The organism is Actinospica sp., from assembly GCF_035552695.1.
In the GTDB taxonomy this organism is placed as follows: Bacteria; Actinomycetota; Actinomycetes; order Streptomycetales; family Catenulisporaceae; genus Actinospica.
Map to the genome: position 1 here is coordinate 24,005 of NZ_DASZKT010000275.1, position 16,027 is coordinate 40,031.

Genomic DNA, 16,027 nt, shown 5'->3' on the forward strand with positions numbered 1-16,027 from the left:
GCCGCTTCTACAGGGTGGGGGCGGAGGCGCCGGAGCCGATCGCGCTACTCAGGGCGCTGACCTCGGCGAGCATCCACTTCTGGTAGTCGTAGCCAGGGGTGGGCATCGTCTCGTAGACCCCGACGATCGGGACGCCGTCGGACTTGGCCAGGGCGAGCAGCGACTGGGTGAGCGAGTCGGTGACCTGCTGGTTGTAGACGAAGGCCTTCACCTTGTGCGCGGTGAACAGCGCCTGCTCGGCAGACACGTCCTGCGGGGAGGGGTCGGTGCCGTTCATGACGTCGGCCTGGAACGCGAACGGGGTCAGGTTCTTGATGCCCGCGGCGTCGAGCAGGTAGTCGGCGACCGGTTCCGTGGTGGCCACCGCGGCGCCGCCGTACGTGGCCTTGAGCTGGGAGATCGCGGTGTTCCAGGCGCCGAGCGAGCTGTCGAACGTCGCGAGGTTCGCCTTGAAGGCGGCGGCGTGTGCCGGGTCGAGCGTCTCGAGGTCGCTCGCGATCGCGGCCGCGACGGCCGGCATCGTCGAGGGCTTGTACCAAAGGTGCGGGTTCGGCGTGGAGTCCGGCAGGCCGAGCAGGTTCTGCACGTTGACGACCTTGCGGTTGGCCCCGGCGTTGTTCTGCTCGATCTTCGTCATGAAGTCGTCGTAGCCGATCCCGTTCTGCACCACCAGTTGCGCGCCGGAGACCTCGGCCGCGACCTGCGGGCTGGCCTCGAAGGTGTGCGGATCGGTGGCCGGGTTGCTCATGATCGCCGAGACGTTGACGTACTGGCCGCCGACCTGGCTGATGACGTCGGCGTACTCGTTCTCCGCGCCGACCGCGTTGATCTTGCTGCTCGACGCGTTCTGGCTCGCGGCGGAACTGGAGCATGCGGCGCCCAGCGCCGCGACCGACGCGAGGGCTGCGGCCAGCAGAACGGCACGGGTCTGGCGGGTGGCAGGTCGAATGCGCATGACGATGGAGCCTTCCCAAGGCGACGAGAGGATGGAGGGCGAGCGCTCGCGGAGGCCGGGCGAACGGGTACCGGCCGGATATGCAAATGGTAATGATTTCCATGTTCACTGTCTAGGGCCCGGCGACGGATTTCCGCCCGGACGCACGAGGACGGCCGCGCACCGCCTCGCTTCGGCGGTGCGCGGCCGTCGGGTGCCGCTTGGAAGGTGGCGCGGGCGGATCAGCAGTCGCGCAGCAGCGGGGACTGGTTGAGCAGTTGGGCGCGCTGCGAGGTGAACCTGTGGTAGTCCGCCGTCTGCTCGGATCCGGCCGGGAAGGCGGCCAGGCGGTGGCAATTCTGGAACGCGAGCGCGACCCCGAAGTGCGATTCGAGGCTGGCGCGGATCGAGTTGCTGGCCAGGGCGCGCAGCAGTTGGCCGCGCTCGGCCTCGGACTCGGGGGCGACGACGTTGTCGGCGAACGCCCGGCCCGCCACGGAGCGCCCGGCGTTCAGATCGGCGGAGAGGCGTTCGACCATCGCGTAGGCATACGGCAGGGAGGTGCGCACCGTGTCGAGGAACGCGGCCGGGTCCACCTCGCCGGCCTCGGCCTGGGCGAGCAGTTCGTCGGAGACGTCGAGAGACATCGACAGGGTCCTTTCATCGCGGGTTGCGAACTCGCCGGCCGGGTGCCGGCGAACGGAGATCAAGCCGGCACGGGTGCGGCGGCGGTGCGGGCGTCGGCGACATTGTCGGCCACTGGATTCGGCGCCGCGTTCAGCGCCGTCGGGCCTGGCACGAAGCCCGGGCGAGCAGCGCCGAGAGCGTCGACTTGCCGCTGCCGCCCTTGCCCGCGGACGCGACCTTCATCGCAGCCCCACCCATCATTTGAAGACGACTTTCGTTTTCATCTACCAAGACTTCGCCATGACCTGACGGCCTGTCAAGTCCGACGCTCGAGGGCCAGTTGAAAACGGGAACCATTTCCATATACCCTCGACGCAGACGGCTCCCCAGACGGCGGACACCGGCAGGAGCAGGACATGGTCGACCTCGAGAACACGGCGGCGGAACTCTTCGCCCGTCGCCCCGCTGACCGGCGGCCGGTCGCTCGGCGCGGAACGGCGCGGCGTGCCGAAGTGCAGCGGGCATTGATCCACAGCGATGGATTCGTCAGCGCGCAGGCACTGCACGCCGCCCTGGTGGCCGCCGGATCGCGGGTCGGGCTGACCACCGTCTACCGGGCGCTCGGCGCGCTCGTCGAGACCGGGCGGGCGGACACCGTGCGCGAGCCGCACGGCGAACGCCTCTACCGGCACCGGCCGGGCGAGGAGCACCGGCACTACCTGATCTGCCGAACCTGCGGACGCAGCGAGCCGGTGGACACCGCGCTCGTCGAGGACTGGGCCAGAGGCCTGGCCAGGGACACCGGTTACGCCGACCTGCAGCACACCCTGGAACTCTCCGGCATATGCGGACGCTGCGACTGAACCCACCCCGCAACCCGTCGGCCACGTACAAGCATCCTGAAAGAGACGGCGCCAACCATGCCCCCCACCACCACACGCACCACGCCCGACGCGCTCGACGCGCCCGACGAGCAGCGCGACACCCGCGTACCGGTCACCGTGCTGACCGGATTCCTCGGCTCCGGCAAGACCACGCTGCTCAACCGGATCCTCACCGAGAACCACGGCCTGCGCATCGCGGTGATCGAGAACGAGTTCGGCGAGGTCGGCATCGACGACGCCCTGGTCGTGGACGCCGAGGAAGAGATCTTCGAGATGAACAACGGCTGCATCTGCTGCACCGTGCGCGGCGACCTGATCCGCATCCTCGGCGCCCTGATGCGCCGCCGCGAGAGCTTCGACCGGATCCTGATCGAGACCACCGGTCTGGCCGACCCCGCGCCCGTGGCCCAGACCTTCTTCATGGACGACGAGATCGCCGCGCAACTGCGGCTGGACGCGATCGTCACCGTCGCCGACGCCGCGCACATCCTCGAGCACCTGGACGAGGTCAAGCCCGCGGGAGTGGAGAACGAGGCGATCGAGCAGGTCGCGTTCGCCGACCGGATCGTGCTGAACAAGACCGACCTGGTCGATCAGGACCGATTGGCCACGGTGATCTGGCGGCTTCGCTCGATCAACGCGCTCGCCGACATCCTGCCCGCGCGGCGTGCCGACATCGCGCTGGCCGAGGTACTCGACGTGCACGCCTTCGACCTCGACCGCGTCCTGCAGACAGATCCGGCGTTCCTGACCGAGACCGAGCACCAGCACGACGCCAGTGTCACCTCCGTCGGCATCGACCTGCCCGGCGAACTCGATCAGCGCAAGCTCGATACCTGGCTCGGCACCCTGCTGCGCACCCGTGGCGTGGACATCTTCCGTTCCAAGGGGATCGTTGCCCTGGCCGGATCCGATCGCCAATACGTATTCCAGGGCGTGCACATGCTGCTCGAAGCCGAGAACGGCCGCGAATGGCGGGCGGATGAGACCCGGGGCAACCGCCTCGTGTTCATCGGGCGCAACCTCGACCGCGCCGAGCTGAACGACAGCTTCGCCGCCTGTCTCGCGCCGGTCCGCGGACGCGCTAAGAAGGCCGGTCAGCGCGCCGTGGCGGGAGCCTCGGCATGAGCGGCAACAGCACCCTGACGACGGGCGCGGGCAGCGCGATCGGCTGGACGCAACAGGTCGACGACGCGCCCGTTGCGATTACGACCGCCGACGACCTGATCGCGGTGGCCGGCGCGGGCGGAACCGCGTGGGTCCTCGACGCGCGCGACGGGAACCCGGTCGCCACCATGACTCTTCCCGGCGGCCTGCTCGCCGCGGACTTCTCCGCCGACGGCGCGCACCTCGCGCTGACCGGACCGAACGGGCACGCGCTCTGGCGCCGCAGCGACCGACGAACCCTGATCTTCGAGACCGGAGCGTGGTCGAACGCCGCGCGCTGGAGCGGCGGCCGGGGCGCCGCCGCCGCGTACGAACCCCGGCTGGCCGTCGCCTCGGGACGCAGGGCACTGATTGTGGACGCCGAAGGCACGCTGCTCTGGCGGACGGATCCCTGCCCCAGCACCGTCACCGATCTCAGATGGCTGCGAGCCGGCAGGCGCCTCGCCCTCGCCGCCTACGGCGGGGTCTACTGCCACGAACGGCACTCCGGCGCGCCCGTGGCCGAGTACCGGTACCTCGGCTCGCACCTGCGCCTGGCCGTCGACCCGGCCGAGAAGTGGCTGTGCAGCGGAAACCAGGACGCCAGCATCCACATCTGGCGCATCCGCGACGCGGCGGACCTGACCATGTCCGGCTACCCGGACAAGATCGCGCGGCTCGTGTTCGACGACACGGGCCGCTACCTCGCCTCCGACGGCTCCCCCGACATCACCCTGTGGGACTTCTCCGGCAAGGGCCCGGAAGGCACCCGGCCCAAGATGCTGCGCGCCCACGAAACCGTCACCGCCCTGGCCTGGCGCCCCGGCCCCGACGCGATCCTGGCCAGCAGCGGCGACGAAGGCCGGCTCGCCGTGTGGCGCGCCGCCTCCGGCCGACCCGGCACGCGCCAACGGCCCGCCGTCGAATACGAGCACGACGAACCGGTCACCGCGCTTGCCTGGAGCGGTCCTAACCTGCTCGTGTCAGCCGAGCGCGGCGGCACCATCCGTGCCCGGCCCCACCCGGCTCGCTGAGCACGTCTCAGTCGATTCGCTCGTAGGCGGGGAGCGTGAGGAAGTCCACGAAGTCCGCGCCGAGGGCGATCTGCTCGAACAGCTCGCATGCCACGTCGAGGTGCGCGAACTGGCCATCGCCGCCCGCCTCAGCGGCCAAGGCGGCGCGGATCTCGGCCAGCACGCTGCGGACCAGGTCCGGCGTGACCGTTTCGCCGTCGTCGAGGCGGACTTCGTTGCGGACCCACTGCCAGATCTGGGAGCGGGAGATCTCGGCCGTCGCGGCGTCCTCCATCAGATTGTGGATGGCGGCGGCGCCGGTACCCGAGAGCCATGAGACGAGGTATCGCACGCCCACGTCGACGGCCGCGCGCAGGCCTGCCTTGGTGGTCTGGCCGGGGGTGGACGCGATGTCGAGCAGCTGATCGGCCGTCACCTCGACCTCCTGGCGGGTGCGCGCGAGCTGGTTCGGGCGCTCGCCGAGCACGCGGTCGAACTCCGCGCGGCACACCGGCACCAGGTCGGGGTGCGCGACCCAGGATCCGTCGAAGCCGTCGCCGGCCTCACGCTCCTTGTCGGCGCGGACCTTGGCGAGGGCCTTCTCGTTCGCCTCGGGATCGCGGCGGCTCGGGATGAACGCGGCCATGCCGCCGATCGCGAAGGCGCCGCGCTCGTGGCACGTGCGCACCAGCAGCTCGGTGTACGCGCGCATGAAAGGCACGGTCATCGAGACGCCGTCGCGGTCCGGCAGGACGAAGCGCGGGCCCGCGTCCCGGAAGTTCTTGATGAGGCTGAACAGGTAGTCCCAGCGCCCCGCGTTCAGGCCGGATGCGTGCTCGCGCAGCTCGTAGAGGATCTCGGTCATCTCGAATGCCGCGGGGACGGTCTCGATCAGGACCGTGGCGCGCACCGTGCCGCGCGGGATCTCGAGGTAGTCCTGAGCCGCTGTGAACACGTCGTTCCACAGCCGGGCTTCGAGGTGGCTCTCCATCTTCGGCAGGTAGAAGTACGGTCCGCTCCCCCGCGAGACCAGTTCGCGTGCGTTGTGGAAGAAGTAGAGCCCGAAGTCGACGAGCGCGCCGACCGCCGGTCGCCCGTCGATCTGGATGTGCCGCTCGGGCAGATGCCAGCCGCGCGGGCGCGTCACGATCACCGCGTGCGGGCGGTCGGGGGCCAGCTCGTAGCGCCTGCCGTCGGGCGCGGTGTGCGTGATCTGCTCGCGGGCGGCGTCGAACAGGTTCACCTGTCCGGAGACGACGTTGTGCCAGTGCGGCGTGTTCGCGTCCTCGAGGTCGGCGAGCCAGACCTTCGCGCCGGAGTTCAGCGCATTGATCGCCATTTTGCGCTCGGTCGGGCCGGTGATCTCCACGCGGCGGTCGGCCAGGTCGGCGGGGGCCGCCGCGACCTGCCACGCCGTGTCGCGCACCGCGCGGGTCTCGGGCAGGAAGTCGAGCATCTCGCCGGCCGCGAGCCGGGCGCGGCGCTCGGCACGCCGGGCGAGCAGCTCGTCGCGGCGCTCGGCGAAGCGCCGGTGCAGGTGGGCCAGGAACTCGAGCGCCTGCGGGGCGAGGATCTCCTCGCCGCGCTCCACTGGCTTGCCCGTGACCTCGATATCGGTGAGCGGCATCGGTCTTTCTCCGTACTCTCGGCGTCTCAGTGTTTCATATACGTAGATCAGTGTGCGTAGAACAAGCGCGTCGGGGTCCCGGTCAGGATCCGGCGCCGGTCCGCCTCGTCGGGCGCCCAGTCGGCCAGCAGGTCGAGCAGCTCGCCGGTGTCGCGTTGGCCGTTGGGCAGGTGCGGCCAGTCCGAGCCCCAGATCAGCCGGTCAGGCCGGGCGGCGACCAGCGCCTTGCCGATCGGCGCGACGTCCGAGAGCGGCGCGTCGGGCGCGACCCGGTACGGGCCGGAGAGCTTGATGTGCGCATACCCACCGCGCAGCACGTCCAGCAGGCGCGCAAAGTCCTCGGCCGTAAGCCCGTCCGCGGCCTTCATGTACCCCATATGGTCGATGACGAACGGGTGCTCGAAGCCGGCGAGGAAGGGGAGCAGATCGCGAACGACCGTGCCTGGTGCGTAGAACTGCAGGTGCCAGCCGCGCGGCCCGGCGCGCACGGCCATGGCCTCGATATAAGCGGTGATCTGCTCCAGGGGCCAGGCGGCGCGGGCGAACAGGTCGAGGCGGATCGCGCGTACGCCCGCCGCATCGAGCCGGTCGAGCTCCGCGTCGGAGGCGTCGTCCTCGATCCGGGCGACGCCGCGGGCGCGCGGCCCGATGCGCTTGAGCGTGTCGAGTAGCAGGGTGTTGTCGGTGCCGTAGTAAGTCGGCTGCACCAGGACCATCCGCTCGATCCCGAGCCACTCGGTGACGGCCAGGTACTGATCGACGGTGGCCTCGGGGAAGGTGTAGAGCGGCTTGGGCACGCACGGGTATCCGGCCTCGAACACGTGGAAGTGGGTGTCGCACGCGCGGGGGGGCATCGTGTGGCGCGGCCGGGTGTTGGTCTCGGCCGGGCGCATGGGCGTGGTGTGGGCGAATTCGGGTGCCATGGTTACTCCGTTCCGGTCGCGAGGGCGGCGGTATAGCGGTCCGCGCTCGCCTTCATGCCCTGATACAGGTGCGCGGTGTCGGCGCCCGTCATCACGAGCGGGCACACGCCGAGCGGGAAGAGCGCGAGCAGCAGCGCCGGATCCGCGATGCCGCCGACCATCAGCAGCTTGCCGCGCTTGCGGCACGCCTCGCCGAGCGTGGCGACGGCCTCGCGCACCCGCGGGTCGCCGTAGTCCCCGGGCACGCCGAGCTCCGCGGTCAGGTCGTTGGCGCCGAGCGCGATCATGTCGACGCCGTCGATGGCGGCGATCTCGTCGGCGTTGGCGATCCCGGCCGGGGTCTCGACGAGGATCTGCACGATGGCGTTCCGGTCGAGCGCGGGATTGAGCTCGGGTGCCGGAGCCGGGCGCATGCCGGTCGCGGGGACCTGCGCGATCTGGGAGCGGCGGCCGCGCGGCGGGAACCGGCAGGCCGCCGCGACGTCCGCGGCCTGCTCGGCGGTCTCGATGCGCGGCGCGACGATGCCGTGCGCGCCGCCGTCGAGCACGCGGCCGATGATCCCGTAGTCGCGTTCGGGGATGCGTACCAGCGGTGTGAGGCCGAGTGCGTCGGCGGCGGTGCACAGCGCGGCCGCGGTGTCCGTCGACATCGAGGAGTGTTCCAGGTCGACGAGCACCGCGTGGTGGCCCGTCGATCGGGCGAGGTGCACCACCTCCGCGGTGCGGCCGCCGCGGATGGCGAGCATGAGCGTCGGCTCTCCCGCGCGCAGCCGCCGGAGCAGAGCGGCATCAGAGTCCTGTACTACTGCCTGCATTACTGACTGCATCAGTGCATCACTGCTCCCTAGAGATCCGTCGGGTAGTGCACGTCGGTGAGTCCTGGCACGTAGACGTCGGCCGGGTCCCAGTCCGCCTGTCCGAGCGCTTCGACGGCGAGGTCGGTCACGGCGCCGGAGAGCAGTTGGCGCGGGTCTTCCATGACCATCCGCAGCCGGGTGACCAGGGAGCGCATGTCGTCGCGGGTGCGAACCGCGGGCATCTCGCTGATCTCGGTTACGGCCGGGTCGTGTACGTCCGGGAAGCTCACCGAGGCGGGTGCGTAGCGCGGGTAGCCTTCGAACATCCGACCGCCGAGTTCCACCGTGACGCGGGTGGCGCACCAGACTCCGCGCAACTGCCCCTCGAGGGCGACGACCTCGGACAGGTCGCCGTCGCGCGGCGAGGCGAAGGTGGGTGCGTGCGGGGCCAGGTACATCCGCTCGAGCGGGAGCCGATGGGCGGACGCGCCGAGGATCAACGTGGCGACGCTGCTGGAGGTCCAGGTGACCCCGGCCGTGGGCCGGCCCTGGCGCCCGGCGATCAGTACCATGGCACGCTCCCAGTCGATCTCCTGGGCGCGCAGCCAGCGTCCGATCCGGAAGCTGATGTCCAGCCCCGCCAGGAAGAACGTCGCGACCATCACGTGGTTGACCGGCACCGGGAGCGGAGCGCCGCCGCCTTCGAGGAAGTCGGCGCGCAACGTCTCAGGGTTGAGATAATCCTCGTCGTCGAGGGCCGCGGTGAGGTAGCGCGCGGTGACCGCGCAGGTGTAGTCGACCATCGCGGCGATCTGCTGCTCGCGGCCCTGGTAGGCCTCGACCGCGATCCTCTCGCGCCACAGCTGTGCGCTGTTGGCCGCGCGCGAGTTCTTCACCTCGGCGAGCAGCCGCTCCGCGTCGGGGCGCCACGAGGCGTCGCCGAGCGCGGTGCGCAGGTAGACGAGGCTCGCGACGGCGGGCCCGAGGTGGGAGACGGCCGTGAGCTCCTTGAATCCACGCGGCGAGAGGCGGTATCCGACCACCTGCGGAGCCTTGCCGGAACCCGGGTAGAGCGCGAAGTCGGCGCCGGTCGCGACGAGCAGCGGGGTGTCGCGGGCGGCGGCGGCGTAGGCGCGTCCGAGTCGGCGTCCGATGCTGTCCGGGTCGGCGGTGTAGGTGTTGAACAGGCGGACGAACTCAGGGCTCTCATATACGGCCGTCATGGGGCTCCTCGAATCTGTAGAGCACGGTGTCCGTGGCGAAGCGGACTTTCTCGCTCAGCGCGTTGGAGACCGCGACCAGCACTCCCCGCTCGTCGCGCAGCACTGCGACATCCGTGCCCCCGTGGGTGGGGAACTGCTGGGCGAGGACGAACCCGCCGTCCGCCCAGCGGTAGAGCTGGGAGTGAAGTGCGGTGGTGGGGTCGGCGGGCGTGCCGAGGATGAAGTTGACCCGCAGCAGATACAGCCCGGTGTCCGTCCGCAGCAACGCGAGTTCGCGGGCACCCGGCCAGTCGAGCACCGCGTGCTCGGCGAACCGCTCGCCGTCCCAACGCAGCAGATACGACGGACCGACGAGGCAGGCGACGACCAGGTAGCGGCAGCCGTCCGCCTCGAAGGACGCGAACGCCCTGCCGTGAGCCTCGGCAAGGTCCTGATGCGCCACGAATCCGTCGCCGGCCCAGCGGTAGAGCCGTGACGGCGCGACGTGGTCGGCGTGCGCCAGGAAGTGGACTCCGTCGACGGCGAACGCGTGCCAGTTATACGCCCACTGCGACGCGATGTCCTGGAACGGTTCGAAGCGTTCGCCGCTCCACTCGTAGATCCGCGACGGCTGGCTGTCGGCGGCGGTGGACGGCAGCGACACACCCTGCGCGAGGGCGAGGAAGTGGCGCGGCCCGATGGTGAAGTGGCGCCACTGTTTGGCCGCGAACGTGCGGAAGCGCTGGAAGGGCTCGAATTCGCTTCCGGTCCACTCGTAGACGGTGCTGTCGGTCGCGAACCGGTACGGCCCGGCGCCGGTGCGGATGCTGGCGGTGGCCAGGAACGCGCGCTCACCGATGCGGAAGAACTCCGCGTCCTCTCCCCCGGGCGCCGGGATGGTTCGCCAGGGCTCGTAGCCGGCCGCCGTTCGGCGAAGCAGGAGCAGGTCCGTGTCGCTGTCGCCGCCGTTCATCCCCGCGTCCGTGCCCGCGACGTCGTAGGCGAGCTGCGGGATGGCGAGCAGGTCGTGCCCGCCGAGATTGAACGGCTCGACGGCGCGGGCGCCCGAGGTGGGGATGCGACGCCACTCTTCGAGATATGCGGTCATTCGTTCGCTGCCTTCGCCGGGCGCCGGGCGGCGCCGAAGAACACTTCCATCAGGTCGGGCGTGTCGCGGATCGCGGCGGCCGTCCCGCTCAGCACCACGCGCCCGGCGCTCATCACCGTGGCGTCGTCGGCGAGCTCCAGTCCGAAACGGACGTTCTGCTCCACCATCAGGACCGTTACTCCGGTGCCGAGCATGGCGCGGATGCTCTCCCGGATGGCGCTCAGCCCCGCCGGGTCGAGGCCGAGTGTGGGCTCGTCGAGGAGCACGACCTTGGGCTCGAGCATGAGCGCACGGGCGAACTCGACGGTGCGCCGTTGCCCGCCGGACAACGCGCCGGCGAGCGCGTCGGGCCGCTCGCGCAGCAGCGGGAAGCGTTCGGCCAGGCCCTGGTACCGGCGGTCGAGTTCCTTGCGCCGGTGCCGTTGGATGTACGCGCCCATCAGCACGTTCTGTCGCACCGTGAGCTTGCTGAACAGTCCGTGGCGCTGCGGGACCTGCACGACTCCGGCGCCGAGGATCGCCGCCGGGCGGCTGCCGCCGAGTTCGGCCCCGTCGATGCGCACCGAGCCCTTGTTCGGGCGAAGCAGCCCGCTGATGGTCTTGAGCACGGTCGACTTGCCGGCGCCGTTGGGGCCGACGATGCAGTTGACCGACCCCTGCTCGACGCGCAGGTCGACGCCGCGCAGGATGTCCATGCCGCCGTAGCCGGCCCACAGGCCTTCGATGCGGATCATGCGTTGCTCCCAGTGGTCTGCGAAGCGACGGTGTCGCCCAGGTAGGCGTCGACGACCGCGGGATCGGCGCTGATCTCGGCCACCGTCCCGCGCGCGATCACGCCGCCCTGGGCCATCACGTAGACGTCCTGGCAGAGGCTTGAGACGAACGCGAAGTCGTGCTCCACCAGCAGCACGGCCGTGCCGCGCGGCGGGAGTGCCCGCACCATCGCGGCCAGCCGCGCGCTCAGGGCGGGGCTGATGCCGGCGGCCGGTTCGTCGAGCATGACGACGGCCGGGTCGAACCAGAGGACCTGGGCCAGTTCGACCAGCTTGCGCTGGCCGTAGCTCAGATCGGCCGGGCTCGCGTCGGCGTACGCGGCGAGTCCGAGCTCGTCGAGGACCGCCGAGGCGCGTTCGTGTTCTGACGCGCTGACACGGTGGTTCCACAGCCGGGCGAAGGAGAAGCCGCGTTCGCCGGCCACGATGTTCTCCAGCACGGTCAGGCTCGGGAACAGCCGGGGCAGCTGGTAGGTGCGGGCGAGGCCGGCGTGCGCGCGGCCCGGTCGACCCGCGCGCTCCAACCGGCGTCCGGCCAGCGCGATCGTGCCCTCGCGGGTGGGGACGGTGCCGTCGATCAGGTTGAACAGGGTCGTCTTCCCGGATCCGTTGGGCCCGATGAGCCCGGTGACCCGGCCGCCTCCCAGGGACAGGTCGACACCGTCCACCGCGCGCAATCCGCCGAAGGACTTGCCGAGGCCCGTGGCGACGAACACGTCGCCGGATCCGGCCGTGGCGACGGCACTCGCGGTGGACGCCGCAACCGGCTCGGCGGCGTACGTCGAGGCGGACTCGGCGGCGTCGCTCTGGTCGGCACCCGGGGCCGAGCGCGCCAGCCGTGCGGCGATCGCCGGGAGCACGCCGCGCGGCAGGAAGAGCGCCACTCCGCCGAGCAGCGCGCCGAACAGCAGTAGCCTGATCGGCCCGGCGTCCGCGCCGCCGAGGTTCGTGCTGGTGAAGTTGCTGATCGGCGCGATGATGAACGCGCCGAGCACCGGCCCCCACAGCGTGCCACGGCCGCCGAGCAGCGCGCACAGCACGATGAGCATGCTGGTCACGACGTCGAAAACCGCCGCGCTGTTGAGGAACGAGATGTAGTAGGCGTAGATGCCTCCCGCGATGCCGAGGAACGTCCCGCCGAGCACGAAGGCGATCATCTTGTAGAGCGCGGTGCGCAGGCCCAGGCCGGCGGCCTTGTCCTCGTCGTCGCGGATCGCGAACAGGCCGAGGCCGAGCTTGCTGCGCCGCACCCACCACGAGACCGCGATCACGGCGACCATGAGGGCGAGCAGCGGGTAGTAGAACGGCCAGTCCTGATAGTCCAGGTTCCAGTTCGGAACCGGCATCGCGAGGCCTTCGCTGCCGCCGGTCAGCCCCGACCAGGCCGTGGTGACGATCTCTAGCAGTTGCAGCGCGGCGAAGGTCACGATCACGAAGTACATGCCGCGGGTTCGGCGGGTGGCCAGGCTCAGCAGGGCGGCGGCGAGCGCGCACACCAGCCCGCCCGCCAGACACCCGATGAACGGCGACAGATTCCACTTCGCGGCGAGGATTCCGGTCGTGTACCCGCCGAGGCCGATGAACGCGCTGTTGCCGAGCGAGATGTACCCCGCGTAGCCGCCCATGATGTTCCAGCCGCTCGCGCCGATCGCGAGCAGGAACGTCATGATCAGCATGTTCTGGTAGTAGAGGTTCGCCGAGAGCAGCGGCACGGCGATCAGCGCGAGCAGCGCCGCGGGGATCCAGGCGCGTCGCAGTGTCCTTATGGCGGGAGAGGTCGGCTGGGTCATGAGGCGGCGTCCTGTCGGGTGGCGCGGGTGAGCAGGCCCTGCGGGCGAACGGTCAGCACGATGAGGATCAGCACCGTCGGAACCGCCGCGGACCAGCGCACCGACAGGTACGTCGTCGTCAGCGACTCGGACACGCCGAGCAGCAGTCCGGCCGCGAACGCGCCTGGCATGCTGCCGAGCCCGCCGAGAATCACGACGCTGAGCGTGATGCCGAGCCAGGCGTCCTGCGTATCCGGGGTGAACTGGTACAGGAAGCTGAGGGCCGCACCGCCGAAGGCCGTCGATCCGGCGGCGAGCGCGAAGACCCGTGCGCCGACGCGCGAGGGCTCGATGCCGACCAGGCGCGCGCCCTCAGGGTTCTGCGAAGCCGCGATGATCGCGTGACCGAGCCAGGTCCGCTTGACGACCAGGTGCAGCGCGCCCGTCACCACCGCGGCGAGCAGGAACGCGTAGAGCTGTGCGCGCGGGATGACCAGCGAGGAGAAGTGGAAGGCCTGGTTGAAGTACGACGGTGTGGTGCCCACCTCGTTCGGCCCCCAGGTCAGCGCGAGCAGGGACTCGGTCACCAGGGCCAGGGCGAAGGTCGCCACGATGGTCAGGCCCGGGTCGATGCGCTCCAGGCGGGCGATGACCAGCTTGTAGCAGACCAGTCCGAGCCCGGCCATCGGCACCATGACGATGAACGCGGCGAGGATCGGGTCGATACCGAAGTGCTGCCAGAGCGCGTAGCAGAAGTAGCTCGAGGCGATCAGGAACGCGCCCTGCGCCATGTTGACCACCTTCATGACGCCGAAGGCGAGCGTGAGGCCGGTGGACATCAGCGCATAGACTCCGCCGATGAGCGCGCCGAATATCAGTGCCTGGATTAGTTCAGTCATCAGCTTTTCCACGCGGGCTTGGGGAAGACCACGGTCTTGGTCGTCGCGGCCGTCTGCGGGTCGATTACCTGCAAAGTGCCGTTCTGCCACTGCGCGAGCATCAGCGAGCCCTGCGGGTCGCCGGTCGAGTCCCAGGTGAGCGGGCCGACGATGGTGTCGACGGAATGCGTGTGCAGCCAGGCCGCCAGCGCCTTCTGGTCGAGCTTGCCGACGGCCTTGACCGCGGCTTCGAGCACCTGACCGGCCGTGTACGAGTTGGCCGCGTCCTCGGTGGGCGCGGTGCCGAACTTGTTCGAATACGCGGTCACGAACGCGGCGTTGCCCGGGTATTTCGCGGCCGCGCTCCACGCCTCGGCGGTGAAGACGCCGTCGGTGTCCGTCGTCCCGATGGCGCTCGGGTACGTCGCGTCCGTCGGCGAGTTGGTCTGGAAGAGGATCTTCGGGCTGTAGTTCAACTTCTCCAGCGAGCGGGCGAACTGCGCGCCGTCGTCGGTCACCGAGCCCTGGATGATCATCTGCGGCTGCGCGTGCACCACGGCGGCGGCGATGGAGTCGAAGTTGGAGGTGCTCGGGTCGTAGGTCTGGTTGTAGACCGTCGTCACGCCCAGGGCCTGCAGCTTGGAGACGAACACGGAGATCGCGGGCGACGCGCTCGGGTCGTCCTGGGTCAGGTAGGCGGCCGTCTTCGGGCGCTGATCCGCCGGCAGCGAGGAGAACCACGCGAGGAACTGGTTCGGCAGGCTCGCGGTGGTGCCCGGCTGGGCGAAGAACAGGTCGGTGAAGCCGCGTTGGAACAGCGACGTGGCTCCGCCGGAGGGCTCGACGTAGAGCATCTGGTTGCGCGCGGCCACGGCCGAGGCCGGCGCGTTCAGCAGCGAGGAGAACGTGCCGAGCAGCAGGCCCACGTGATCTTGGCTGATCAGCCGGGTGTAGTCGGTCGTGGTCTGGTTCGGGTCCATGCCGTCGTCGAGCACGTCCAGCTTGACCTGCCGGCCGAGCAGCCCGCCCGACGCGTTGACCTGGGACGCCCAGAGCTCGTAGCCCTGGTAGCCCGCCTTCGCCACGTCGGCCGCGGGGCCGGTCAGCGGCAGGGACATCCCGATGGTGATCGGCCCCGCGTTCGATCCGCCCGATCCGCTCGAGGACGCGGGCGCGCATCCGGCCAGCGCGGTCGAGCCAGCTACCAGGACGGCGGCGGCGGCAAAGGCGAAACGGGGGCGGCGCCGCGATGTGCGGACGAGCGCGGCTCTGGGGCGGCGCGAGGGGGCGCGGAAGGCAGACATTCTCAGCTCCTTGAGGACTCCGTTGTCAGGTGCTGACTCGAGTACAGCGGCGCCGGGATTCCCCAACAAGTTAATCGGCGTTACGATCAGCACCCCGGAGCGTTAGGAGATTTGACGCGTGCTGGACGTCAAGAAACTGGTCATGCTGCGCACGGTCGCGTCCGAGGGCTCGATCGCGGCGGCCGGCCGCGCGCTGAACTACACCCGCTCCGCCGTCTCCCAGCAGCTCACCGCGCTGGAGGCGGACGCGGGCGCGCCGCTGGTCAACCGGTCAGGCAACAAGATCACGCTGACTCCCACCGGCCAGGCGCTCGTCGAGCACGCCGAGCGGATCCTGGTGGAGCTGCGCGCCGCCGAGACCATGCTCGCCGGGGACGGCGCCGTGACCGGGCTGCTGCGGGTGGGCGTCCCGCTCCGCGAGGGCCCGAGGATCATGAGCCGGGCGCTGAGCGAGGCCCGCCGCCGCTTCCCGGACCTGGAGATCCGCCTCGCCGCGATCACCGACGAGGACGGCGCCGACCAGGTGCACCGCGACCGGATCGACCTGGCCATCATCTCCCGCTACGGCTCCGCCCATCCGCGCACCGCGCCCACCCTGGGCCTGCGCGAATGGGTGCTGAGCCACGATCCGCTGCGGCTGTGCGTCCCCGCCGACCACCCGCTGGCCGCACGGCGCAGCTGCACCATGCAGGAGCTGCGCGGCGAACCGTGGATCATGTGCACGGACACCGATTTCGGCCGGCTGACCACGAGCCTGTGCCTCGCCGCGGGCTTCGAACCCAGACCCGCCGCCACGGTCAACGACGTCGGCACGGCCCTGGGCCTGGCCGAGATCGGCTGGGGTGTCACGATCGCCCCGCTGTTCACCCCGGCCACCAACGAGGCGGCCATCGTCCGGCTCGCGATCGACGGCGTCGAGACCGTCCGTCACAGCGTCCTGATCGCCCGGGACGGCGAGCAGTTCTCGCCGCCCATCGCCGCCGCGGTGGCCGCCGTCCGCACGATCAGCGCCAGCCTGCCGCAGACCGAGGCGCCGCCGGGC

General features: G+C 70.5%; 15 protein-coding genes. 4 read left to right on the top strand and 11 right to left on the bottom strand.

The window, feature by feature from the left end; all coding sequences use genetic code 11:
• Positions 1-7 precede the first annotated feature (7 nt).
• Both VG296_RS31275 and VG296_RS31280 read right to left on the bottom strand, forming a co-directional pair.
• Complete coding sequence (locus VG296_RS31275) at positions 8-955, bottom strand: metal ABC transporter solute-binding protein, Zn/Mn family (RefSeq protein WP_325572117.1); 948 nt, start codon at positions 953-955, stop codon at positions 8-10.
• Positions 956-1,176: 221 nt separating this feature from the next.
• Positions 1,177-1,581, bottom strand: coding sequence for an SCO5389 family protein (locus tag VG296_RS31280; protein WP_325572118.1), 405 nt, complete (start codon positions 1,579-1,581; stop codon positions 1,177-1,179).
• Between the two features lie 396 nt (positions 1,582-1,977).
• Between VG296_RS31280 and VG296_RS31285 the strand changes: the two genes are divergently transcribed.
• Genes VG296_RS31285 through VG296_RS31295 form a run of 3 tightly spaced genes read left to right on the top strand, consistent with a single transcriptional unit; the run spans position 1,978 to position 4,625 of the window.
• On the top strand, positions 1,978-2,424 hold the full coding sequence (locus VG296_RS31285; RefSeq protein ID WP_325572119.1) for a transcriptional repressor: 447 nt from the start codon (positions 1,978-1,980) through the stop codon (positions 2,422-2,424).
• Positions 2,425-2,481: 57 nt separating this feature from the next.
• Complete coding sequence (locus VG296_RS31290) at positions 2,482-3,573, top strand: GTP-binding protein (RefSeq protein ID WP_325572120.1); 1,092 nt, start codon at positions 2,482-2,484, stop codon at positions 3,571-3,573.
• On the top strand, positions 3,570-4,625 hold the full coding sequence (locus VG296_RS31295; protein WP_325572121.1) for a hypothetical protein: 1,056 nt from the start codon (positions 3,570-3,572) through the stop codon (positions 4,623-4,625). The genes VG296_RS31290 and VG296_RS31295 overlap by 4 nt, the downstream gene beginning before the upstream one ends.
• A 7-nt stretch (positions 4,626-4,632) precedes the next feature.
• Here VG296_RS31295 and aceB read toward each other — a convergent pair whose 3' ends face one another.
• Genes aceB through VG296_RS31340 form a run of 9 tightly spaced genes read right to left on the bottom strand, consistent with a single transcriptional unit; the run spans position 4,633 to position 14,985 of the window.
• Positions 4,633-6,231, bottom strand: coding sequence for a malate synthase A (aceB, locus tag VG296_RS31300; protein WP_325572122.1), 1,599 nt, complete (start codon positions 6,229-6,231; stop codon positions 4,633-4,635).
• Positions 6,232-6,278: 47 nt separating this feature from the next.
• The gene (locus VG296_RS31305; RefSeq protein ID WP_325572123.1) at positions 6,279-7,154 is read right to left on the bottom strand and encodes an amidohydrolase family protein; all 876 of its coding nucleotides are present in this window, start codon (positions 7,152-7,154) and stop codon (positions 6,279-6,281) included.
• Between the two features lie 2 nt (positions 7,155-7,156).
• Complete coding sequence (locus VG296_RS31310) at positions 7,157-7,969, bottom strand: HpcH/HpaI aldolase family protein (RefSeq protein WP_325572124.1); 813 nt, start codon at positions 7,967-7,969, stop codon at positions 7,157-7,159.
• A gap of 29 nt (positions 7,970-7,998) precedes the next feature.
• The gene (locus VG296_RS31315; RefSeq protein ID WP_325572125.1) at positions 7,999-9,174 is read right to left on the bottom strand and encodes a DUF5624 domain-containing protein; all 1,176 of its coding nucleotides are present in this window, start codon (positions 9,172-9,174) and stop codon (positions 7,999-8,001) included.
• Positions 9,158-10,261, bottom strand: coding sequence for a hypothetical protein (locus VG296_RS31320; RefSeq protein WP_325572126.1), 1,104 nt, complete (start codon positions 10,259-10,261; stop codon positions 9,158-9,160). Before VG296_RS31320 ends, VG296_RS31315 begins: the two co-directional genes overlap by 17 nt.
• Positions 10,258-10,995: an ABC transporter ATP-binding protein gene (locus VG296_RS31325; protein ID WP_325572127.1), complete on the bottom strand. Its 738-nt coding sequence runs from the start codon at positions 10,993-10,995 to the stop codon at positions 10,258-10,260. The genes VG296_RS31320 and VG296_RS31325 overlap by 4 nt, the downstream gene beginning before the upstream one ends.
• The gene (locus VG296_RS31330) at positions 10,992-12,824 is read right to left on the bottom strand and encodes a branched-chain amino acid ABC transporter ATP-binding protein/permease (protein ID WP_325572128.1); all 1,833 of its coding nucleotides are present in this window, start codon (positions 12,822-12,824) and stop codon (positions 10,992-10,994) included. Before VG296_RS31330 ends, VG296_RS31325 begins: the two co-directional genes overlap by 4 nt.
• Positions 12,821-13,702: a branched-chain amino acid ABC transporter permease gene (locus VG296_RS31335; RefSeq protein WP_325572129.1), complete on the bottom strand. Its 882-nt coding sequence runs from the start codon at positions 13,700-13,702 to the stop codon at positions 12,821-12,823. The genes VG296_RS31330 and VG296_RS31335 overlap by 4 nt, the downstream gene beginning before the upstream one ends.
• Positions 13,702-14,985: an amino acid ABC transporter substrate-binding protein gene (locus VG296_RS31340; RefSeq protein ID WP_325572130.1), complete on the bottom strand. Its 1,284-nt coding sequence runs from the start codon at positions 14,983-14,985 to the stop codon at positions 13,702-13,704. Before VG296_RS31340 ends, VG296_RS31335 begins: the two co-directional genes overlap by 1 nt.
• A 118-nt stretch (positions 14,986-15,103) precedes the next feature.
• Here VG296_RS31340 and VG296_RS31345 point away from each other — a divergent pair.
• The coding region (locus tag VG296_RS31345; protein WP_325572131.1) for a LysR family transcriptional regulator at positions 15,104-16,027 on the top strand (924 nt) is incomplete at its 3' end.